The organism is Niabella yanshanensis (assembly GCF_034424215.1).
Classification (GTDB): Bacteria; Bacteroidota; Bacteroidia; order Chitinophagales; family Chitinophagaceae; genus Niabella; species Niabella yanshanensis.
Window position 1 is genome coordinate 5,484,134 of sequence record NZ_CP139960.1, and the last position, 23,453, is coordinate 5,507,586.

Annotated in this window: 13 protein-coding genes; 9 read left to right on the forward strand and 4 right to left on the reverse strand. The window is 43.3% G+C overall.

The window, feature by feature from the left end:
- Nucleotides 1-22 precede the first annotated feature (22 nt).
- Nucleotides 23-1,453, reverse strand: coding sequence for an SDR family oxidoreductase (locus U0035_RS22690; protein WP_114791242.1), 1,431 nt, complete (start codon nucleotides 1,451-1,453; stop codon nucleotides 23-25).
- 36 nt (nucleotides 1,454-1,489) lie between these two features.
- On the reverse strand, nucleotides 1,490-5,545 hold the full coding sequence (locus U0035_RS22695) for a hybrid sensor histidine kinase/response regulator transcription factor (protein ID WP_162817882.1): 4,056 nt from the start codon (nucleotides 5,543-5,545) through the stop codon (nucleotides 1,490-1,492).
- Between the two features lie 547 nt (nucleotides 5,546-6,092).
- Between U0035_RS22695 and U0035_RS22700 the strand changes: the two genes are divergently transcribed.
- The 9 genes from U0035_RS22700 (at nucleotide 6,093) to U0035_RS22740 (ending at nucleotide 21,687) form a co-directional block, all read left to right on the forward strand.
- Nucleotides 6,093-8,867: a SusC/RagA family TonB-linked outer membrane protein gene (locus tag U0035_RS22700; protein ID WP_114791244.1), complete on the forward strand. Its 2,775-nt coding sequence runs from the start codon at nucleotides 6,093-6,095 to the stop codon at nucleotides 8,865-8,867.
- Nucleotides 8,868-8,912: 45 nt separating this feature from the next.
- Nucleotides 8,913-10,580 carry a RagB/SusD family nutrient uptake outer membrane protein gene (locus U0035_RS22705; protein WP_114791245.1) on the forward strand — a complete coding sequence of 556 codons (1,668 nt, stop codon included), beginning with the start codon at nucleotides 8,913-8,915 and terminating at the stop codon, nucleotides 10,578-10,580.
- Nucleotides 10,581-10,597: 17 nt separating this feature from the next.
- The gene (locus U0035_RS22710) at nucleotides 10,598-13,687 is read left to right on the forward strand and encodes a SusC/RagA family TonB-linked outer membrane protein (protein ID WP_114791246.1); all 3,090 of its coding nucleotides are present in this window, start codon (nucleotides 10,598-10,600) and stop codon (nucleotides 13,685-13,687) included.
- A 40-nt stretch (nucleotides 13,688-13,727) separates the two neighbouring features.
- Nucleotides 13,728-15,473 carry a RagB/SusD family nutrient uptake outer membrane protein gene (locus tag U0035_RS22715; RefSeq protein WP_114791247.1) on the forward strand — a complete coding sequence of 582 codons (1,746 nt, stop codon included), beginning with the start codon at nucleotides 13,728-13,730 and terminating at the stop codon, nucleotides 15,471-15,473.
- 29 nt (nucleotides 15,474-15,502) lie between these two features.
- The gene (locus U0035_RS22720; protein WP_245957736.1) at nucleotides 15,503-16,696 is read left to right on the forward strand and encodes a glycoside hydrolase family 88 protein; all 1,194 of its coding nucleotides are present in this window, start codon (nucleotides 15,503-15,505) and stop codon (nucleotides 16,694-16,696) included.
- 37 nt (nucleotides 16,697-16,733) lie between these two features.
- Nucleotides 16,734-18,230, forward strand: coding sequence for an alpha-L-fucosidase (locus U0035_RS22725; protein WP_114791248.1), 1,497 nt, complete (start codon nucleotides 16,734-16,736; stop codon nucleotides 18,228-18,230).
- Nucleotides 18,231-18,332: 102 nt separating this feature from the next.
- The gene (locus U0035_RS22730) at nucleotides 18,333-19,598 is read left to right on the forward strand and encodes a DUF2264 domain-containing protein (RefSeq protein WP_114791460.1); all 1,266 of its coding nucleotides are present in this window, start codon (nucleotides 18,333-18,335) and stop codon (nucleotides 19,596-19,598) included.
- 56 nt (nucleotides 19,599-19,654) lie between these two features.
- The gene (locus U0035_RS22735) at nucleotides 19,655-20,221 is read left to right on the forward strand and encodes a hypothetical protein (RefSeq protein ID WP_114791249.1); all 567 of its coding nucleotides are present in this window, start codon (nucleotides 19,655-19,657) and stop codon (nucleotides 20,219-20,221) included.
- A gap of 179 nt (nucleotides 20,222-20,400) precedes the next feature.
- Complete coding sequence (locus tag U0035_RS22740; protein ID WP_245957737.1) at nucleotides 20,401-21,687, forward strand: flavin monoamine oxidase family protein; 1,287 nt, start codon at nucleotides 20,401-20,403, stop codon at nucleotides 21,685-21,687.
- A 15-nt stretch (nucleotides 21,688-21,702) separates the two neighbouring features.
- Here the strand turns inward: U0035_RS22740 and U0035_RS22745 are convergent, their stop codons facing one another.
- A complete protein-coding gene (locus U0035_RS22745; RefSeq protein WP_170138307.1) occupies nucleotides 21,703-21,876 on the reverse strand; it encodes a hypothetical protein in 174 nt (57 codons plus the stop codon).
- A gap of 107 nt (nucleotides 21,877-21,983) precedes the next feature.
- Nucleotides 21,984-23,243, reverse strand: coding sequence for an SH3 domain-containing protein (locus U0035_RS22750; RefSeq protein WP_162817883.1), 1,260 nt, complete (start codon nucleotides 23,241-23,243; stop codon nucleotides 21,984-21,986).
- Nucleotides 23,244-23,453: the final 210 nt, after the last annotated feature.

Genomic DNA, 23,453 nt, shown 5'->3' on the forward strand with positions numbered 1-23,453 from the left:
AATTGCAGAGAACCCAACCGGCTTATTTTTCGGCGCCTGTTAGTTGATGGATCATAGAATTAAAAATGAAAAAGTGGAACGGGTAAACTGCATACCAATAAAGGCGGCCCGCTAGTCCGCTGGGACGGAAGGTGGCAGTTTGATAAAGTATATCGTTTTTGATGGTAAACTCCAGCCAGGCTTCGCCCGGCATCTTCATTTCTGCAAAAAGAAGCAACCTCTTTTCCACGCGGTTGGCATATAGTACGCGCCAGAAATCAACGCTGTCGCCAGGTTCCAGGATTCGTATATCTCTTCTGCCCCTGCTTAATCCCACACCGCCGAATAGTTTATCCATAAGGCCTCTTAATCTCCAGAGCATGGAAGAAGAGTACCATCCCTTTGAGCCCCCGATACCAAATATGCGGTCCAGCGTTTCAGGTTCATTCGTTACTGCAGCTTGCTTCTTATCTCTGAAACAACCTTTTTCCGGCACTTCCAGGTACTGCCAAACATTTTTCTTGTGAAAGTGATCAGGAAATGAATCATGCCAGCTGGACAGCACATCGTTTTGTTCAATCTTATCAAAAGCCAGTTGAATCGCATTGGGATAACTGATCAATTGTATGCCTAATTGCCAGTTAAGGTTATTGGGTTGGGCTACCACATCCACTTTCATACTTTCCACCAGGTTTTTTGCCAGTGTATAACTGGTAGATGTGATAAAATATAGCCAATAGGAAGAAAGACGCGGAGAGAAAAAAGGCACTGTTATAATGCTTCTCTTCAGCTTTCTTGCGCGGGCATATTGAAGGATCATTTCTTTATAGGTCAGTATTTCTTTGCCTGCTATGTCAAAATGTTGATGGTAAGTAAACGCTTTTAGCTTTACACCGGTCAAAAATTCAATCACATTCCGTATGGCAATGGGTTGGCACCTGGTTTTGATCCATACGGGCGCCACCATCACCGGAAGCTTTTCTGCGAGATCCCTGATAATTTCAAAGGAGGCACTTCCTGAACCAACAATAATACCGGCTCTTAAGGCGGTTAATGCATATTGGCTGCTTTGAAGCGCTTCCTCAACCGCTTTTCTTGAATAAAGATGCCTGGATAGCTTTTCTTCATTTACAATCCCGGTTAAATAAATGACCTGGACAGCAGTTGTATCTTCTATAGCCTCCCGGAAATTCTGGGCGCTTTGCTTTTCGGTTTTAGAAAAATCGCCGCCTTCTGCCATCGAATGTATGAGATAGTATGCAACATCCAACTCCCTTGGAATAACTGATAAGCTTGCCTTATCCGAAAGATCACACTCAACAACCTCCAGCGTTCCTTTAGCATCTTTATATTTTGAGGTACTGAAACGGCGTTGATCCCTGACAGCGCAAACAATATGATGTCCTTCTTTCAATAACTGAATTAAAAGACGTTTTCCAATATAACCTGTGGCGCCGGTCAGGAGGATTTTCATGATTGGAACCTGTCAAAAGTCCTGCCACAAAAAACTTTAACCTTCCGATAGGCCTGCAGCGTCGGCTCCGTCATCAGGATGATTATTGCGAGTGTCCATTGCATATTGCTTAGGACTGCTTCCAAATTTCTTTTTGAATTCGGTACTGAAATGCTTTCGATCCTGGAAACCTACCGCATAACAAACCTCATAAACAGCCATGTTGGTACTTCTCAGCAGCGCTGCTGCTTTTTGTAGTTTCACTGACTTGATAAAATCATTTACTGACAGGTTGGTTACGGCCTTCATTTTTTTATAAAGCACCGGGACACTCATGGCCACCTTTTGTGCCAGCATGGGGACATTGAACTCCCCGTCGTCCAGATGACTTTCGATGATTGCTAAAACGTTCTTCAGGAATTCATCATCCAGTGGAGTGACTACGGGCCCGTTGGCTGTATTGCGGTCGGAACCGGTGAGTATGCCTTTTCGAATGCGAAGCTCCACATATTGACGAACCCTTTCACTGGTGGTCAGCAGGTTGCCTACATTCAGTTCGAGAATGGTACGATTAAAAGGTTTTGTAAGATACAAGTCGGCTCCTTTATGCAATCCTTCAATATGGTCCTGCTGCGTGGATTTGGCAGTAAGTAATATAACCGGAATATGACAGGTTCTCACATCCGACTTGATCCTGTTACAGAAGCTTAGCCCATCTTCCTCGGGCATCATTACATCGCTGATGATGATATCAGGCAGGTACTCACTTGCATAGCTCCAGCCTTCAGCAGCATTGTCTTTTACTACTACCGCATGCGTTTGCTCCAGTATTTCCTGGATATTTTGCCGGATACCCGGATTGTCGTCAACCACCAGTACTGTGAATTTTTTAAGACTGGTTTGCTTTTCATCAATGACGACCACGGGCGCTGCCTGGCTGTCTGGTTCTGAAGGCAGCGTTTCCGGCAATGCTTTATCTAAAGTTACGTGGGGAGATGGTGTATGGATCCGCTGGTTAAAATGTTCGGATCCTTTTTGCAGGAATACTGAAAAAGTCGTGCGCCGTTCGTCTGGTTTATTTTCAGAAAGTTCGCTTTCCACTTCAATACGTGCGCCATGAAGCGCGGCTATTTTGGCAGATAAAGCCAGGCCGATACCATAGCCTTTATTTTGCGATCCGCTATCGTTTACCTGGAAGAAGTTATTGAATAGCTTATCCTTATATTCGGGAGCGATTCCTCGCCCGTTATCAGACACTGATACCTTGATATAATGCTGCACATCTTCTATATGCACTGCTATCTTGCCTCCATCGGGCGTGAACTTAAATGCATTGCTGATCAGGTTAAAAAAAACTTTTTCCAGCTGCTCTGTATCAAAATACAGGATATGATGTTGAATATTATGGGTAAAAGAAATATGCATATCCCGCACCAGCGATATTTCGGTGAAATGCTCATAAATATTTTTAATAAAGGCTATAATATCATGAGGTGCTATTTGCAGGCGCATGTTTTCAGTTTCTGCCTTCCTGAAATCCATGAGTTCCTCAGATAAGCGTAACAGATTGTTGGCATTCTTCTTAATATGTTGAAACTGTTGTTGCAGGTAACCGTCGCTGGCCCTGTCGGTGATCATTTTGTCAACCGGCGACAGGATTAATGTTAAATGTGTTCTTATCTCATGCGTAACATTGGTGAAAAAATCAAGTTTATGCTGATGTAAGGCCTCCTCTTTTTTTATGAGTTCCCTTAAATAGAAAAAACGGATCACAACAAACAAAACGCCTGCAAACAATAATATATAGATGAGATAAGCCCACCAGGTGCGCCAAAAAGGAGGTAATACTACAATCGACAATTCTTTGACCTCGCTCCATATACCATCATTATTTGCTCCTTTTACGGCCAGTATATACTTACCGGGCTTCAAATTCATGTAGGTGGCAGATGGGTTATCTGTTTCAGTCCACTGCTCATCAAATCCTTTTAGTTGGTAAGCATACTTGTTTTTTTCAGGCTTCAGGTAATTTAATAATGCAAATCCTACCGTGAAAATATTCTGATCGTAACTGAGTTTTAACCCGGCAGAGGTTACAATATCTGTTATGCCGGGGTGGTTTAAAGTAGTTAGTCCGGTGAATTGTATCGGTGCGGGTATGTTATTGGAGCGAAAAGATGCCGGATCAAAACTTACCAGGCCATTAAAGCCTCCGAAATAAAACCGTCCGTCATCCCCTTTAAAATAGGCATTATAATTAAAGGTATTGGATGGTAATCCGTCTGTCTTTGTGTAACGTTGATATTTTGAAGTAGCGGCGTTGAGCTTTATAAGCCCGTTGCCTGAGCTCAGCCATATATATCCTTTGATATCTTCCAGTATGCCATAAATGGTAGTTTGCTCGCCGGGCTTGCTGAATCTGAATGAATAGACTTTTCCGGTGAAAGGGTTGTATTTTCGCAGCCCGCTTTTTTCTATACCAAACCAGATATTTCCCTTCTTATCTTCCTGTATACAATTAAAATAAGCATGAGACGAATCCGGTAGTCCGGCAAAACGGTTGGCCGGTTTTACTATTTTTTCCCCCGCGCGTATTAAAAATAATCCCGATGAAGTGGCCATCCATATATTATTTTTTGAATCGGGGAATATCTTTTTGATGTCCCGGCCCTTTAACGCTGATCTATTGTAACGATGGCTTATGTCAGAGAGTGTTATACCACTTCTATTAAAAACCTGCACATCTTTCAGGCCGCCCTGCACCCCTAACCACAAATTATTTTCTTTGTCTTCAGCAATAGTGGGGATTTCTGATCTTAAAAAGAGTGGGTCCTCAGGATGATAAAAATATTTTTTAAAGGAACGGCCTTCCCATAAATTCAGCCCGCCTGCATGGGTGCCTATCCACATATTCCCGTCTCTATCCCTGAAAATAGATTTTATTAAATTAGACCCAATTGCGCTGTTTCCATACGTATAATAAGTAAAAGTATCCTGTTGCTTATTGTATTGATTCATGCCGCCACCTTCTGTACCGATCCATAAGTTTCCTGTTTTGTCAGAGGCGATAGAGCTTACTACATTATTACTCAGCCCGGCAGCTGTGCCATTATTTTGCCAGGTACGGAATTGCGAGGAAAAAGGGTCAATTACATTAATGCCTCCGAAAAAAGTGCCCACCCATACCAGCTTATTTTTATCTATATAAATGCTATGTACGGAGTTTTGGCTGAGACTGTGTTTGTCTTTCGGATCGTTCCGGTAGTTTTCGATGGTTTGGGACACCCAGTTTATTCTGGATAACCCCTCCTGGGTTCCTACCCATATATTACCATCCATATCCGGCTTAATCACCCTGATGATATTATTGGTTAATTGTAGACGGGTTGAATGGGTGTTAATACGGGTAAAAGTTCCGTCGCTTTTATTCAACAGGTTGATGCCCTGGCTTTGCGTACCTATCCAGAGATTATGATACTTGTCGGTATTGATGGTGGTGACAATATTGCTGCTGATGCTCAACGGGTTTAAGGGATCATGGCTGAAATGTTGGTATTGAAGTCCCTGCCGCGTTGCTGACATGCGGGTAAGACCGGCATAAGTGCCTACCCAAACCGTATTTTCATGGTCTACAAATATAGATCGTATCCGCTGCTCGAAAACTCCATCCTTTTTTGAACTGCCCCATTGTTCAAAAACAAAGTCCTCCCTGTTTTTTATTTTGAAAATACCGGTATCGGTTCCTGCCCAGATATTGGACTGCTGATCCTCGAACAGGCATAAAATGGAGGGCTGTCGTCCGTTGCCGAATCTGGCCCGGTGATATTTATTGTTCTCGATATCGTAGATCCACAAGCCATTACTGCTTCCCATCCACAATAGATTCTTTCGATCGATCAACAATGAATTGATGTCATTTTCGGCGGCGATGCGATCCTGCGTTGGCGGTTTGTATGTCCTGAATTCTCTTCCGTCGAACCTGTTTAAAACATCGCCCGCAGCCAGCCATATAAACCCCGATCGATCCTGGGCTATGGCATAAACGCTGTTGCGCGAAAGACCTGCTTCTGTATTCCAGCTATTGAAGGTTGGTTTTTGAGCTTTTGCGTTCATTGTAAACGCGAATACACTTAAAATCCTGAAAGCAGTAAATAAAATGTTTAAAAAAGTAGAGGCCATTTCCTGGCCTGAAACTACAATTTGTTGGGGACTTTAAAATACTTTTCCTGAATATCCTGTCAGAACGCGGATTTGATCTTATTATGTAAATCAGCATTTTATAGTACCCTTTATAAAAACCTCCTGATTTATTTAAGAAAACCCCCGATTTTTTTGAGCTGGAAAATACCTGCTTCTGACCAGTTCGCCATATATATAGTAGATATCAGACTGTATCAGCCTGATAGTAATTAAAAAAGTCTTCTTTTTTAGACTTGTTCATCGGGTTATTCAACCAGATGAATAATTTTTTTATTGAATATCAGTCTTTTACCCGGCGTGTTTATAATTACCCCCTTTTTTATTTAAAAGAGCCGCCTGTACCATTTTAAAACCGGATCTACATTCATCACCTGATGAGCGATCCGCGTTAACGATTGATATACCAACCGGAGCTGCGCATTCAAACCAATATTAACAGACTCTTCAAACGCAAGTGCAAATGGAAAAATTAACGGGTATTCTATTTTTTAAGCGGGTTATGGTTGTCTCGCTGGCTTTGATGCTACCTTATCTGTCGTTTTCGCAGGACGAGGATACAGTAACATCCGTTCAATATAAAAGTCCATTCCAGACTTTTCTACCTCCAACCGGATCTCTGGACTCAGTTAACGGATCGCGGCTTTTATCTTTTCCGGTAACAAATATAGAAACGGCTTTACACGGACTGCTTTCCGGTTTGGACATCCGCATGTCGTCGGGTGAACGGTTCAGTGGAGGTGCACTGAACCTGAGAGGGCAAACACCTTTAGTTGTAATAGATGGCATAGTAAGGTCCTGGTCTTCCATTAATCCCGAGCAGGTGGAGCATGTTACTGTATTAAAAGATGCGGTTAGTTTAAGCCGTTACGGGATGCGGGGTGCCAATGGCGTACTGCTCATTACCACCCGGCGCGGAGGAATTTCCAAACCAAGAATTTCTGCAACCGCACAAGCCGGTGTACAGCAGCAGCTTTTCCAGGCAAAATACCTGGATGCTTATAATTATTCCTTATTGTTGAATGAGGCAATAGTGAACCAGGGCGGTACCGCCCGCTACACCCAGTCTGACCTGGACTTATATAAATCGGGTGCCGATAAATTCGGGCATCCTAACGTTGACTGGCGGGATCTGCTGACCAACAGGAATGCGGGCATGCAGCGCTACAACGTCAATATTGATGGAGGAGGGGCCGCCGCCCGCTATCATCTCGATTTTGACTATCTGAACCAAAATGGCTTTTTGAAATCGGGAAAAGATCTGAACTCCTACGAAACCAACGATTATGCAGAGCGCTATCTGATAAGAGCTAACGTAGATGTGAAAGCCACTAAAACAACAACCCTGGGTGTGAACATCTTTACACGGATACGCGAACTGAATCAGCCGGGTGCAACGGTAGCCACGATATACAATAATCTTTATTACACGCCTAATAGCGCTTACCCGGTTTTTGATCCGCGCGATTCCCTGGCTGGTACACTTCAGTACCGGGATAACCTTTATGGTAGCGCCTTTAATTCAGGCTATAGGAGAACTTTTGACAGGATACTCTATTCTGATGTAGCCTTAAGACAGGAATTACCCTTTATTAAAGGCTTGTATGCCAAAGGTATTGCATCGTTTAACTATTCATTCGGGCAAACGATCAATCGCTCCAAAACATTCCCGGTATACTCCATGTCCATTGGAACGGTTAATGACACCACTTACTCCCAGATCGCGACAGCGGGTGCCCAGGCCAACAGTATTACTTATAATGGTCAGAACCGGCAATTTTACATGGAAGGAGGGCTGGGCTATGATTGGTCAGGAGATAAGCATCAGCTTCATAGCGAGTTATTATACAATATTGACCGGTCGGATATCGGTGGATTCGGAGATCTGCCTGTTTTAAACAAAAACATCCTGAATACCTATTCTTATAATTATAGCGATAAATATTTTGGAGATGTATCTATTGCCTATTCTTACTTTAACCGTTTGCCCGAGGCCAATCAGTGGGGATTATTTCCTTCTGTAGGATTGGGATGGAAACTGTCATCTGAAAATTGGTTTACCTCTAATGCAATAGACCTTCTTAAACTAAGGGCCTCCTATGGTAAAGTAGGTAATAATCTGAATATTGGCAATTTCACCTACCTGGTAGAATATGCTGAAAGTGGTCCTTTGTTCTATACCGGAACATCTACGACACCCACGTCAAGTGCAACCATCAGGGAGCCGGCTTTGGTGAACAAAGATTTGAGATGGGAAAGTTCCTGCAATCTGAACCTGGGAGTAGATATGGGTTTGCTGAACAACCGGTTGTCGCTGTCTGCCGATTACTTTAACAATACTATTACTGACAATCTTATTTTACGGAGGAGCGGTGCCAGCACTGTTCTGGGCTCAGCTTTAACCGTAGAGAACCTGGGTGAATTGAAATATTCCGGTGTTGATATCAGCGCTGACTATAATAACGGGGCAGAGAAAAAGTTTAACTACTTCATTAACGCCAACGTAGGAATAGCACAGTCCAAATTAGTGTTTGATGATGAATTACCGGTCTCTTATTCATACATGGCGAGAACAGGCCAGCCGGTGAACCAGGCTTTTGGTTACGTAGCTGATGGCTTCTACAACACGCAAAGCGATTTGGATAATGCTCCTGTTATTGAAGGTTACACGCCTCAACTGGGCGATATAAAGTATAAAGATCTCAATAACGACGGATGTATCGACATCTTTGACGAAACTGCCTTAGGCAACAAAGGACCCCGGTTTTTTTACGGATTATCTTTTATGGCCAGGTGGTCGGGTATAGAATTTTCGATGTTGTGGAACGGCTCTCAAAATAATAATGTGTGGACGAATGTATTGAATAACCTGGAGTTTCAAACAGGCGCTAACAATAGTATTGGCCAGGCATCAGAAATGCATTTAAACCGATGGACCGCAGCTACCGCTGCAACTGCTACTTACCCCCGGTTGAGTTTAGGCTATAACCCCAATAATCACCGGGCCTCCAGTTTCTGGCTGAAAGATGGTAGTTACATAAGGCTCAAAAATGTAGAGCTGGCTTATAACCTTCCTCAAAACTGGATCAATACCATTAAGCTAAAGGGAGCCAGGATTTTTATCAATGGCCTCAACCTGCTCACGTTTACCAAACTCGAAAATATGGATCCCGAAGTAACCGCATCCTTGTTACCTAATACCCGGGTGTTTAACTGTGGTTTAAACCTGAAATTTTAACAGACAGGGATACCTGGCAAACCAACACGACAAATTTAAAAACTGATGAAAGCTATTATATATACATTATTGATTGTAGTGCTGATGGCATTGGCAACTACATCTTGTAAAAAGGAAGTGGAGAAAATTCCTTTTGAAAGAAATGACCTCGACAATATTTTCGATGTGCGCGATTCGAATGCCGATCAGGCCAAGAAATATCTGTACGGAATTTATACCTATCTCCCCGAAATTTATGGCCGTCTCAATGGTGGGTTTTTGGAGTCGGCGACAGACGACGGCGTTCATATTAATTTCGATAATACCACGGGCTCATTTCGTCAGAACTGGGTGTCTTCACGAAATGTGTTTGAAGGAACACTATGGGCACAGAACTATGAAGGCATCAGAAGGGCTAATGTTTTTTTGGCCAATATTGATAAAGTACCGGTGCGACCTGCTGTTTTAAAACCGCAGATGAAATCCGAGGCCCGCTTTTTAAGAGCCTACTTTTATTTTGAATTATTGAAGCGATGGGGCGGTGTACCGGTAGTGAATGATGCTGTTTATGAATTCGATTCCAAAATTGATATTCCCAGGAAAACTGCCGGTGAAACTTTTGATTACATTATAAGTGAGCTAGATGCAGCGGTGGAGGACGCGCTGCCATTGGCCCAACCCGATGTTACCTGGGGTATGGTATCCCGTGGCGGTATTATGGCCCTTAAGTCGAGGGTGCTTTTATATAAAGCAAGTCCATTATTTAACACTGGTAACAACGTGGACTACTGGCGTGAAGCATCGGTAGCCGCTAAGCAGATTTTAGATGCTAACTATTACAGTTTAGCCAGCAACTACATCACTTTGTTTAATTCTGTGAGACTAACCGGTACCGCCCGTGAAATCATTTTCACAAAGATAAAAACCGCAGGTATAGGTATAGAAACGCTCAATGGACCGGTTAGTTATGTACAGGGTTCGGGAGGCGCCAACAATCCCTCTCAAAACCTGGTAGATGCTTACCTAATGAAAACGACTGGTAAAAGAATCAACGAAGCCGGGTCGGGCTATGATCCTGCCCATCCTTACGCTGACAGGGATGACCGGTTTGCTGCCAGTATTTTTTACAATGGGAAAAGCTGGTTCAACCGGCCGGTGCAAACTTATGATGGCGGATTGGATAACCCGTTCAATACGCAAAACAAAACCAGAACGGGTTATTACCTGCGAAAATTCATGGGAGCTTTTGAAACATCGGCCTCTATATCCAACCAAACACACAACCATATCCTGTTTAGGCTGGGTGAGATAATGCTGAACTATGCGGAAGCTGAAAATGAATTAAATGGTCCGGGAGAAACTTCTTCACCGGTATACCAGCAACTGATCAATATACGTAAAAGAGCAGGTGTTGCCGCCGGTGTTGATGCGCTGTATGGATTACCCGTTGCGGCAACCAAAGACGAAATGCGTGAAATTATCAGGAATGAAAGGCGTATTGAATTGGCTTTTGAAGAGCATAGATTCTGGGATATAAGAAGATGGAAGATTGCTGAAACGGTGATGAATCAACCAGTGAAGGGAATGAGAATCACCAATGGCTCTACCTTAACGTATAATATATTCAATGTAGAACAATCCACGTTCGACGCATCGAAGATGTACTGGTATCCCATACCATTTTCAGAAATACAGCGGAATCCATCATTAACCCAAAATCCTAATTGGAACTAAAATAATAATCCAATATTATGAGAAATATTTTCCTGTTGCTGTTTATATTTTTTCTGAATATGGCCAGCGCTCAAAATACAAAAACGATAAACGGGCGTACCGTAAATCAGGACGGGTCGCCGGTTATTTATGCTACTATTAAAATAGCGGGAGCTGGATCCAAACAAGTGCTGTCATCAGAGGACGGATCTTTTGCCATGGAAGTGAGCAATTGGGACCTACTCGAGGTAAGCTCGGTTGGTTATAATGCTACGAAGATTACGATAAAGCCAGATTCCAGCTATTACTTGATCAGGTTACAGTCTAACAATACAGAAATGGGCGAAGTGGTGGTAACCGGCTTTCAGAAGCAACGAAAACTTACCGTTACAGGAGCTATCAGTACGGTTAGCGGAGCGGAGCTGGCACAAAGTCCTTCGGCCAGTTTTCAAAACGCATTGGTAGGCCGTATGCCGGGTATTTTTCAGCAACAAACTACGGGGCAACCTGGAAGAGATGCTGCCAACGTATTCATCAGGGGCGTTAGTACTTATGCTACTACCGGAGGCATCAATACACCCCTGGTTATAGTAGATAACATGGAGTTCGATTATTCCAAGCTCAGCCAGATAGACGTAAACGAGCTGGAAAGCTTTTCTATTTTAAAGGATGCCGCCAGCACCGCAGTATATGGGATAAGAGGGGCCAATGGTGTGATTGTGATTACTACTAAAAGAGGTAAAGAAAGCAAACCCGTTATCAACGTTACCATTAACAACGGTTTACAGTCGCCCACATTTTTGAGAAAGCCGCTGGGCTCTGCAGATGCATTGTCATTGATACGGGAACAGCTCATACAGCAGGGTGCCAATGCAGATGTGGAAGAAGGCGGCCTTTATTCCCAGGCATCTATCGATAGTTTCAGGTATAGCACCAATCGCTACAAGTATCCTAGCGTGAACTGGTACGATGAGTTGATCAGGAAATACGCGGCGCAAAATAACCAGAACATTGATATGTCGGGTGGTAATCGTATTATGCGTTACTTCTTTACCTTATCGCATTGGTTCCAGGATGGTATATTAACCGAAGTACCCAAAAGTGAGCCTTTTAATAGTAACTACTATTTAAGGAGGTTCAATTTGCGTACCAACCTTGATTTTACCGTTACTAAAACGTTGACTGTAAAAACCGACCTGAGGGCCAATTTCAGCGAGATCAACGAACCTAATTTGCCCGATGTAATGACTGGCGGGGCCTGGCCAATGTGGAGGCGTATTACAAGTGGTGTGTTAACACCCTGGTTGTACCCGGTAAACAACCCAGATGGAAGCTATGGCGGAAGGATCGGTAACTATAGCCTGAACCCCAAAGGAATACTGGAATATGCCGGTTATAGCAGGGAATTCAACAACGACTTTAATATAAATATTACCGGTAACCAGAAACTAGGCTTCATAACGAACGGCCTTGAGATAAGCGGCGCCTACTCATTTGCGCAAAACACAGGTTTCACCAGGAATTTAACCCGGCCCAGATTTCCAACTTATATCTATAATGATGACGGATCATATACCCCGGTATTCAGTGATCTGACTAGGTTGGCTCCTTTGAGTAGGTCGGCAGGCATTACAAGGCCGGTGAGAAGAACGAATAAGCAACTGCAACTTTCTTACAACAGGAGCTTTGCTTCCTTACACAGCATATCCGCTAACCTGGTGGGTATGGAAGTCATCACCCGAACCATTAATGGAGCTTCAGGTCAACCTAACAGAACTGAAGTGTATAAAGGTGTCAACGGGCAGTTTGTCTATACCTATGACAATAAATACATCGTAGGTTATACGGGTTCTTACAGCGGAACAGATAAGTTTAAATCTTCGCAGAAATTTGGTTATTTTCCAGCTTACTCTGCTGGATGGATCCTCTCTGAAGAAAGTTTTTTCAGGGATCATGTAAAATTTGTAAACCTGTTTAAGATACGTGGTTCTTATGGTACAACCGGTACAGATAATATTGCAGCAACCGATTATCTGTATGTAGACCGTTACAACAGATCAACCAATAGCTATTTATTTGGCGAAGTACCCAGTGGTATAGCTACTATCTCCCCGGCGTCCATTGCTAATGAAACTATTACCTGGGAAAAGAAGCGCGCTTATAATATCGGGGCAGATATAAAGCTGTTTAATAATAAGATTGATATTGTAGTAGACAGATTTGACGAATTACGTTACGATATTTTGTCTACCCGTGCTACCGTACCCACTTTCGCTTCCATTGAACTAACGCCTACCAATATCGGGCGGGTATCCAACAAAGGCTGGGAATTTGAATTAAAATATAAAGATATGGCAGGTAGCAACCTAAGCTATTTTGTTGGAGGCAATCTGTCTATTGCCAAAAATACCATTGTATTCAGAGACGAACCCTTTAATTTTCGGAACCCTTTAAACATGACAACAGGCAATCCGGTAGGCCAGATATTTGGATATAGAGCTTTAGGCTTTTTTCAAACCCAGGAAGAAATTGACAATGGACCTAAAGATTTCAGGAGTAACCTAAAGCCTGGCGATCTGAAGTATGAAGACATAAATGGAGACGGTGTTATAAGCGACCAGGATATTGTCCCTATCGGTTTGCCCGGGGTACCGCCTTATACTTTTGGTATTTCTGCCGGCTTTAGTTACAAAGGCTTTGATCTTTCCGTATTATTCCAGGGAGCAACCGGTAATAATCTGGCTGCTAATACTATGCTGCAGATTGGTAATGTTAACGGTGCTCCGCAGGAAATACATCAGCAAAGATGGACGCCCGAAACCGCAGCCACGGCCGAGCTCCCCAGGCTAGGCGGGCCCAACTGGGACCTGTCCTCGTTTTGGTTAAGAGACGCAAGTTACCTGAGGTTTAAAAATTTTGAACTGGGATATACGCTTAAAAGCAAGCTCTTAAATAAGGCAGGCATCAAAGCATTCCGGATTTTTGGAAACGGTCAGAATCTGATTACCTGGTATAGGTTAAAGATCTATGATGTAGATCCGGAATCACAGAATAACAATACGGTTGCAGCCTATTCTGATTATCCGCAAATGAAAGTGGTAAACCTGGGCTTACGCGCTACATTTTAAAATTCAGTTCCCTGGTTATCTAAATTAAAAAAACAAGCTGATGAAAGCAAAATATGTACTATTGACCATACCTGTTTGGATTAGTCTCTTGATAGGCTCATGCAGGAAAGATTCGGAGAGCAGTCTCTTTGATGTAAACCCGGATGATATTCCATACAATGAACAGAAGGTTTTTTCGGACAGTATCCAGACAATGGAGTTCGTTACCTCTATTTATAGAAATCTTTCTTATAACTACTTTTTAGACAATGCGGAACACAGTGGAGGTGGCTACTGGAGCTTCGCCGATATCACAGACGATGCCGAAAACCGGTGGAGTGGTAACGCCCAGATTGCTCCGATGTTTAATCTTAATACTTTTCCTTCAGAGTCTGGCTGGTCGCGCTTCAACAATGCCTGGACCATGGGGTATAGGAATATACGGTGGTGTAATATTTTTTTAAAGAACAGCGGGCGGGTACCTATTTCTGGCCCTGTTAAGAGCCGCTTGGCGGGCGAAGTTAAATTTTTAAGGGCCTATTATTATCTGCATCTGTTTAGGTTATATAGTGGTATTCCCCTGGTTGGGGATAGTGTGTATACACTTACAGATCCTATAAAAGCAACCCGCGCAACTTTTGCAGAAACTGTTAATTATCTCAGTAAGGAGCTGGATGAAGCCGCTGCAGCGCTGCCTTTAAAGCACCAGGCCAGCGATTTTGGAAAGCCCACAAAGGGAGCTGCCTTAGCATTGAAGTCTAAATTGCTCTTGTATGCGGCAAGTCAACTCTTTAATGGCAACAATATAGCAACCGATCCCACCGTGGCTCCACTGATAGGGTATACGGATTCAGACCCTCAACGCTGGAAAAAAGCAGCTGATGCCGCAAAAGCCGTGATCGATCTGGGCCAATATAGTCTTTTACAGGGGAACCCTGCAATCACCTCACAACACGGATTATACCTTGCAACAACGCAAAGGGTGAACGATGAGCTGATATTTTCCATTCTTCCAACTTCGGGCAGATTTACTGAGAACAGGTTATTACCACCAAGCAGGGGAGGCCAATACTATTCCTTTCCTTCACATGCTTTGGTGGATGCGTTTGATATGAGTAATGGAAAACCGATTGCCGATCCGCAATCTGGCTATAGTGAGACGAGCCCGTTTGTCAATCGTGACCCAAGGTTTTATGTTACCATTTTGTACCAGGGGGCTTTGTGGCTCAACAATAATCTTACTACATCTTCGGCAATCAATTTTGCGGTAAATTCTACAACAGGCGATGTTTTTGGCACTTCTACAAGGACAGGCTTTTTATTCAGAAAGCTTTGTAATGAAAGTGCCACAGGGGGCGGGGGACTCTCTACCAATGCAGGGCTAATTGTAAGCAGGTATGCAGAGGTGTTATTGAATTACGCCGAGGCGCTTAACGAGTTTCAAGGTCCCGGCCAGGAAGTATACCAGGCAGTAGAAGCGATACGTCAACGTGGGGGACTGAATCCCTACACATTACCGGTTTCTTTAAATAAAGATCAAATGCGTGCTGTTATCCGAAATGAAAGAAGAGTAGAGCTGGCTCTCGAAGAAGCGCATCGTTTTTTTGACATCAAAAGATGGAAGATTGCCGAAGATGTTAATAAAGGACCATTGGTAGGAAGACGCTATGCTACCCCGGCTTCAACCGGTGAAAGGGTAACGGCTGAAACCCGCGTGTTTATAACACCCAAAATGTATAATTTCCCCATACCGCTAACTGAAGTAAATAAAGCCGGAGGTGCCATATTACAGAATCCCGGGTGGTAAGATTGATCAATTAATAATCAGAAATTTTAGTGGACAAACAAAGTATGTATAGAACCTTATTGACAATTGGATTACATCTCATTGTTGCGCAGGCTGGTGCCCAGGAAGATATGGCCCGGTTAATTAAAGAAAATTTTGCCTTTGCCGATTCGCAGTATCAGTATATGATGAAGCAACTGCCGCCGGATAAAATGCCCCAGTCTTACGATGAGAAGAATAAAAAATTTATAGCTTATCAACGCACCTGGTGGTGTACCGGCTTTTATCCCGGCTCTCTCTGGTATATTTATGAACAAACCGGCGACCCTGTTATCAAAAACGAAGCTGAAAGGGCTTTGAAAGTAATTGAGCCTAATAAAACCTATACCGGCAATCACGACCTGGGCTTTATGATGTACTGTAGCTTTGGTAATGCTTACCGGATAACAAAGAATGGATCGTATAAAAATATTATTATTCAGTCTGCGGCGGCTTTGGCAAGCCGTTACCGGCCCAGGGCAAAAGTCATACAATCCTGGAATACCAATCAGTATTTTAAAGGCCCGGTGATCATAGATAACATGATGAACCTCGAGCTGCTGTACTGGACAAGCCTCAATGGCGGAGACGCAAAGTATAAAGAGATTGCGGTAACGCATTCCAATACTACGCTCCAACATCACTTCAGACCTGATTTTAGTTCCTTTCATGTTATCGACTATAATATGGAGACGGGTGATGTCATCCGCAAAGCTACCTGGCAGGGTGCAGCCGATTGCTCGGCCTGGTCGCGCGGGCAGGGCTGGGGTTTATATGGTTATGTAATGATGTACCGGTTTTCCAAAGACAAACGCTATTTGGATCAAGCCAGGAAAGTGGCTGGTTTTATATTAAATCATGTCAACCTTCCAAAGGATAAAATACCCTACTGGGATTTTGATGCGCCGTATATTCCTCATGCGAAAAGAGATGCTTCAGCCGGCGCTGTAATTGCTTCCGCTTTATTGGAGCTGGGGCAATACACTAAAGGAGCTGAAAAGGAAGGATATGTGAGTAACGCAAAGGATATGATTATTTCATTATCAGGTGAAAAGTATAAAGCAAAAGTGGGTGAGAATGGTGGTTTTCTGTTAAAGCACAGTACGGGCGCACTGCCTTCCAATTCTGAAGTGGATGTGCCATTGATTTATGCTGATTATTATTATCTTGAAGCCCTGAAACGCTATAAAGACTGGTACTTATAACTATACTGATATATTAAGCAACTCATAAACCATCAGGATGAAAAAAAGAATATATAAAGTAACGGCTATATTATTTTGGATTGTTTCCTGTACCAGTAGCCAGGCCCAATCCTGGGAAGGTCCTAAAGAAAAACCCAATGATCACATTGATGTAAAATTTGGTCCGCTAAACAAAGGAAAAAGAACCGACGCCGATATGCAGCGGTTTCGTGAATATGGCCTGGGACAATTTATACATTGGGGGGTATATGCCATTGCAGGTGGCGAATGGAATGGCGTAAAAGCTCCTACAGCCTCGGAATGGATAAGAGTATGGTCGGGTAATACCGCTCCCCCCAACTGGCAGCAGACCTATGATAATCTGTACAAGCAGTTCAACCCAAAAAATTTTGATGCGAAGCGATGGGCTAGCCAGGCAAAGCAAATGGGTGCCCGCTATATGATCATCACCACCAAACACCATGATGGTTTTTGCCTGTGGCCGAGCAAGTATACCGGTTATACGATTGCACAAACACCTTACAAAAAAGATATCGTTAAGCAATTGATAGATGCGTATACTGCCGAAGGAATCGACGTATATCTTTATTTTTCAATCATCGACTGGAACAATAAAGATTACAGAACTTCTGCACCTAAAACAGAAGAAGAAAAAGAATCCTATAATCGTTTTTTAACTTTTACACGCAACCAGTTATTTGAGTTAATGGATAATTATCCGAAGATGAAAGGATTTTGGTTCGACGGTACATGGGATAAGGCATGGATCAATGCTTATGAGTGGACCTACCAACTGGAAAAGGATTTGCGTAATGCGCATCCTGGTCTAATTATCGGGAGCCGTTTTAGAAACGATGAGCATGGTAAAAGACATTTTGACTCAAATGGCGACCTGTTGGGTGATTATGAGCAGGGTTGGGAGCGTAAGCTGCCGGCCCAGTACGAATGGCTGAATGGTAATGATTGGGATTGTGTAATGACCATACCGCCTAATGGTTGGGGATATATCAAAGACTGGTCGCGGTTTTATACCAAAACATCCTATGATTTAATTGATATGCTGATGCATTCGGTATCAATGGGTGGCAATTTTGTGCTTAATTTCGGTCCGGATGGAAACGGGAAAATGCATACCGGGGAAGATAAGCTGGCTAAAGAGCTGGGTGATTGGATGAAGCTCAATGGCGAGGCTGTTTACGGAGCTACCCACGCGGCACTGGCGCCTTCCCCGTATGGCTATTACACGCAAAAAGTAAATGCGTTATATCTAACTGTTTTTAACCGTCCGGTTAATAACCAGATCAGGTTAAAAATTCCAAGATCGGCAACCCAGGTGCCCGAGGCGGCAAGTCTATTGGCAAATAAAACATCTTTAAAAATGAAGTTCGTTGATATAGGTATCGATTTAGATAAAAATGTTTATTTTGATATTACCCTTCCCGCAAGCTTTATGAGTAAAGATCCTTTTGTAATTAAAATAGATACCAAAACGGGGAAGATCAATGCCCTTGAGCTGGAAAAAGCCCATATGTAGCATGAGTCAGCCGGTTACATTTGGTGACGCTACTTTCAGAGTTACCCTAACAAAAATGAAAGGCTCAGCTATTTCAATCCTTTTAAAAAGTAAATGCCCGATATGCAAAGAAGGAATTTTTTAAGATTATCATCTTTATTAGGCTTAGCAGGCTCCATACCTTTTTCCAGGAGCGTAGCCGCAGAAAAAGAAAATGCATCCTCTTTAGCAGCACCCGCCAATGACCGAGCTTATTGGGTTTCGCTTTTAGATAAGATCGCAACACCGGTATTGCTGAACATGAGTAAAGGTGAACTGCGGAAAAATATGCCAGTGGAATATAGCGCTACATGGGACGGGCGCAATAAGCAGGTGGCTTATATGGAAGCGTTTGGGCGTTTGATCGGCGGTATTGCTCCCTTCCTGGCCTTACCTGTTGATGGCACTGCTGAGGGTAAAGTGCGTGCGCGATTATTAAAACAAACGCAGGAAAGTCTTGCTCATTCTGTAGATCCGGAGAGTCCCGATTATTTGTTTTGGGGAGAAGGAAAAACAGCTCAGCCGCTGGTAGATGCAGCACATATTGCACAGGCATTTTTATATGCACCCGATGCATTATGGAAACCGTTAGACGAGAAAACCAAACAGCATTATATTCATGAATTTAAAACGATCCGCCGGATAAAACCTTTTAAAAGCAACTGGTTATTATTTGCTGCCATTATTGAAAGCTTTTTGCTAAGCATTGGAGAAGATATAGATGCCTCAAGAATAGATAATGCTATTGACCAGGTGAACCAATGGTATGTGGGTGATGGCTGGTATAGCGACGGGGATCAGTTTCATTTTGATCATTACAACGGGTTTGTAATGCATCCCATGTTGGTAGATGTGTTGCGGGTAAATGTAGCACATGGCCGACGCACTGCAAAAGAATATGAGACCGCTTATAAACGTATGCAGCGTTATGCGTCGTTCCAGGAGCGTTATATATCACCCGAGGGGTCTTATCTTGTGGTAGGTCGATCCTCTACTTACCGGGTAGGCGCTTTTCAACCCCTGGTTAAATTAGCTTTAGAGCAAAAATTACCTAAGGAAATTCAACCGGCCCAGGTTCGTTGTGCGCTTAGCAGGGTAATGCGGCGTATGTTTATTCCATCAACTTTTACTAAAACAGGCTGGCTTACCATGGGCCTCGTTGGCGGCGCACAAGCTGATCTGGCCGATTATTATTCTAACACGGGTAGCATGTACGTAACATCTTTGGTGTTTCTCGCATTAGGACTTCCTGTTACCGATGCATTCTGGTCGGCTCCTTTTACAGAATGGACGCAGCTAAAAGCATGGTCGGGCAAGCCTTTTCCGAAGGACTATGCTGTGGGATATTAATATCGGAGGTTGATTTTATCGTAATATGACCTGTCTTGCAGGTTCAATCTGTTTATATGCCGGCATCTAATCCTGGTATTGCTTTTAAAAAAGAACTGGTTAGAGTTCTGAACCGGTTAGAGGGTGACTGGAGTTACCGGGAAGCTGCTGCTGTAATAAAGCCTGTGCTGGCAGGATACATAACACCATCCTACCTTATTGATATGTCGATAATGGAAGATCTCTTTTTTGAGGAGCACAGGCATATCTACATATCTATACAGCAAAAGCTATCACCGTTGGAAACAATGGATTACAGGATCCATTTTTTTACGCAGCCTCATTCTATTTCCGATGATTTGATTCCTTATTTGCAGGTGTTGGATATGATCCTGATTTTTCAAAGAAGGGAGGAGTTACAGCATAGCTCCGTTACAAAAAGATTGGAACTGGTCATTAGTCGCTTAACTTATGATGAACAGAAATTAACGATCCGGCTGGCCAGGAAATATCCGGTAGCAGTAAGGGCCTGCCTGGGCTTCTTCCTGGCAGGAATGAATCAGGTTCTGTTATCTTCTAAAACACTGCAGACGCTTAGCCCGGCCACTTTAAGCCGCTATAAAAAGGAGTATAGCAGGTTATAGCTCAAATCCTGGCCTTACATTACCTGGCCATTGTTTCCTGCATGCATCCCTCATAATAGGGAGGATGAGACTGGGTAACTTGTTTCATTTTTGCAGTGAAACTTTTTATCATGATCTCACGCCGGAACTTTGTCAAAAAATCTGCTTTAATCTCAGCGGGACTTATCATACAACAGCATGTGAGTGCTGTTGCAACAATCAAAAAGAAACCAGCCGTTATTTGTATCGGCGCCGGGCTGGCCGGCCTTTCCGCTGCATATGCTTTAAAGCAAAAAGGCTACGAGGTTGCGTTGTTAGAATCGAGAGACCGGATAGGGGGGCGTGTGTTTTCGCATCAAATTACTGATCAGCTGGTGATTGAGCTGGGTGGCGAATGGGTAGGCAATTCGCATAGTCGTATCCGGGAACTATGCGGACAGTTTAAGCTGGATCTGGTCAATAATCAAATGAATACCCATTTGATTTATAAAGGCACTTATGCTCCTGCAGGAAGTTGGGATTTTAGCGAAGCCTGGAATAAAAAATGGGATCAATTGCTAAAAGGCTATGCTGATTTAACCGATAAGGATAAGCAGTATCTGGACCAGTATGACTGGTGGCGCTACCTGGTGAATAATGGATGTGATGGCCGGGATCTGGAGATTAAGGAATTGCTCGATAGCACTGATTTTGGAGAGAGCATCCGTCAGGTATCAGCTTTTGCAGCGCTGGCAGAATACGCAGAAAGCAGTGAGAAGAACGAAATGGATTTAAAAATTAAAGGCGGTAATCAGCAATTGGCTATAAAGCTGGCCAATGCTATTGGCCGGGAAAATATCCTGTTAGGTTGTACGGTTATGAAGGTGGATCAAGCTGATAAAGTAACGATTACCAGCGCTGATGGAAGACAATTTACCGCAGATAAATTAATCTGTGCCATCCCGACGTTTGCAATGTCGAAAATTAACTGGAGCCCGGTTTTGCCGCCAGAAAAATTACAGGCCATAAATGCTTTACAATATGCCCGCATCAATAAACACGCCGTGTTGTTTAAACGGCGGTTTTGGAAGGAAGATGGGTTTGATATGGTTACAGATCAGCTGCCCCATTATTTTTATCATGCAACAAAGGGGCAACCGGGTGCTGAAGGTGTATTAATTTCTTACAGCATAGGTGATAAGGCTGCGGTAGTAGCGAACCAGAATGATATAATGAATGCTCGCACCATCGCAGATACGCTCCAACCTCTTACAAAAGATGCAGCTTACCTCATACGTAAGCAGGTGAATTATTACTGGGGTAATGATGCTGTTTCCAGAGGAGCCTATGCTTTGTACGGTCCCGGTCAATGGTTTTCTTTGCGTCCCATATTGAGTCGCCCGTTCAAACATGTACATTTTGCCGGCGAACACCTGGCCGATTGGCAGGGCTTTATGGAAGGAGCTATTAATACCGGTGAAGAAGCAGCTTTCCAGATTATGAGTTAGCCGGTTGTTGTGTATTTAGTCATCTTTTTTATTACGGCTCCATTTAGTTTGCATGTCTTCGTAAGCTTTTTTGCTGATGGTAGAATCATCTTTGCTTCTGCTCACGCCTTTTTCTTTGCGGGCGTTGATATTATTCACCAGCGAGTTTTTTACGCCCAACTTGTTAGTCGCACTTTTAGCTTTTGCCATTGTTTTTTGGAGTGAAAAACAAATAGTGTGCCCCGAAATTTTACTCCTGATCACAGATGGTGCGCTGATAGAACGCTATTCAACCTAAGGATCTGCCCATAAAGATTTTATAGGATCTCGTAAGCATCCCAGAGGTCTGCATCATTTTTTCGTTCTTTCATCTGGCTCATGAAAATATGACTTCCGTTACAACGGAGGTTGATCATTCCAAATAGTATTTTGTTACTGTTGATATCTGTAGACCGGGCCAGTTCGGTAGAATATACCAGTGGGCGCTTGCTTTTCGAATATTTACCGGCGCAGCCAATGGCATCCGCTCGCGGGTGACTATACCCTTCGTTGTCGCCGGATGAAATGACCGTGGCGTAAGGATTTACCAGTTGCATGAACTTTTCGGTAAAGTCGGAAGCTCCATGATGGCAGGATTTGGCTACATCTACTTCGAAGGGATGATCATTTCCGTATTGGTTTATGAGATATTCCTGGGAAAGCGTATTGAGGTCGCCGCCCAGCAAAACGGTTCTGTTGCCAAAATAAAGTTTAATCACCAGGCTGTGACCGTTGATGGTTTTGCCAACGTCTTTCCAATACATAAAGCCTTTTCCATTGGGTGTATTTTCCGTAAAAGGAGCAAGCACTTCGATGTTAAAAGGTTTCCCTTCGACGGTTGTATTGAGTATAGAGGATCCTTGCTCATATCTTTGAGTAGCCGTGATTCTACCTTCGCTGTGCGCTTTATGTAAAGCTTCCATGAAATTGGAGGTATCGCGGTTAAAGGGATGGGGTTCATTGATGTTCAGCAGATCGTCGAAAACATGGGTGAGTATGGTTTTGCCTGAATGTTTAATGGTGTTACCCAACCCCGTGGTATAGGGATTGTCTTTGGTCGCAAACTTTAGGATGCCGGGATGAATCAGGGTACCAAAGGTAAAGTTGTTGTCGTCCAGTATTTTGATAAGGCCTTTATAATGATCGGTATCAAAATGACTGATAATTACATAATCTATATGGATCTTTTTATCGGAATCCAGCAGGTACCTGAACTGCCATTTAGTGAGATAGCTATGCATGCTGTTATCGGGACCCGCGTCAATCAACAGGCGATATTTGCCTGTTTCTATCAGTACGCCATCTCCCTGTCCGACGTCCAGGAAGAATATTTTAAGACCCATATAGTCGGTTAGATTATCTGAGTGTATCCATCCATCAGGACCAGCTGTAGCAACCCTGTACCAGTTGCCCTGCTGTTCCAGTATCGTGACATAAGTGCCCATCAATATTTTATTGATGATTTTTTTACCTTTATCGTTGACTACCGATTCATATATTGGCGCTGCATTTTTTGCAGCGTATTTAAAGGAACTCATTTTGATTGGTTTAGTTGCTATAAAGCTAGCCATTTGCTGGTTGCCGGGTATATCTGATAGATACCTAATTCAGGTGGTTGTTGCTCTCCCGTAAAGCCTGACCTGAACTATGCATAGTTTAAGTGTTATTCTTCTATCCCAGAGGCAATCAGATATTTTTTAAGGCCAAACACCTTACCAGAGCCAAGGCCGGATAGCGGCTATGTATGT

What these genes read in the sequence shown, in the direction of transcription:
- U0035_RS22705 (WP_114791245.1), top strand. Translation starts at nt 8,913, where the DNA reads ATGAAAGCTATTATATATACATTATTGATTGTAGTGCTGATGGCATTG.
- U0035_RS22750 (WP_162817883.1), bottom strand. Translation starts at nt 23,243, where the DNA reads ATGAGTTCCTTTAAATACGCTGCAAAAAATGCAGCGCCAATATATGAA.
- U0035_RS22735 (WP_114791249.1), top strand. Translation starts at nt 19,655, where the DNA reads ATGCCGGCATCTAATCCTGGTATTGCTTTTAAAAAAGAACTGGTTAGA.
- U0035_RS22715 (WP_114791247.1), top strand. Translation starts at nt 13,728, where the DNA reads ATGAAAGCAAAATATGTACTATTGACCATACCTGTTTGGATTAGTCTC.
- U0035_RS22730 (WP_114791460.1), top strand. Translation starts at nt 18,333, where the DNA reads ATGCAAAGAAGGAATTTTTTAAGATTATCATCTTTATTAGGCTTAGCA.
- U0035_RS22690 (WP_114791242.1), bottom strand. Translation starts at nt 1,453, where the DNA reads ATGAAAATCCTCCTGACCGGCGCCACAGGTTATATTGGAAAACGTCTT.
- U0035_RS22745 (WP_170138307.1), bottom strand. Translation starts at nt 21,876, where the DNA reads ATGGCAAAAGCTAAAAGTGCGACTAACAAGTTGGGCGTAAAAAACTCG.
- U0035_RS22700 (WP_114791244.1), top strand. Translation starts at nt 6,093, where the DNA reads ATGGAAAAATTAACGGGTATTCTATTTTTTAAGCGGGTTATGGTTGTC.
- U0035_RS22710 (WP_114791246.1), top strand. Translation starts at nt 10,598, where the DNA reads ATGAGAAATATTTTCCTGTTGCTGTTTATATTTTTTCTGAATATGGCC.
- U0035_RS22725 (WP_114791248.1), top strand. Translation starts at nt 16,734, where the DNA reads ATGAAAAAAAGAATATATAAAGTAACGGCTATATTATTTTGGATTGTT.
- U0035_RS22695 (WP_162817882.1), bottom strand. Translation starts at nt 5,545, where the DNA reads ATGAACGCAAAAGCTCAAAAACCAACCTTCAATAGCTGGAATACAGAA.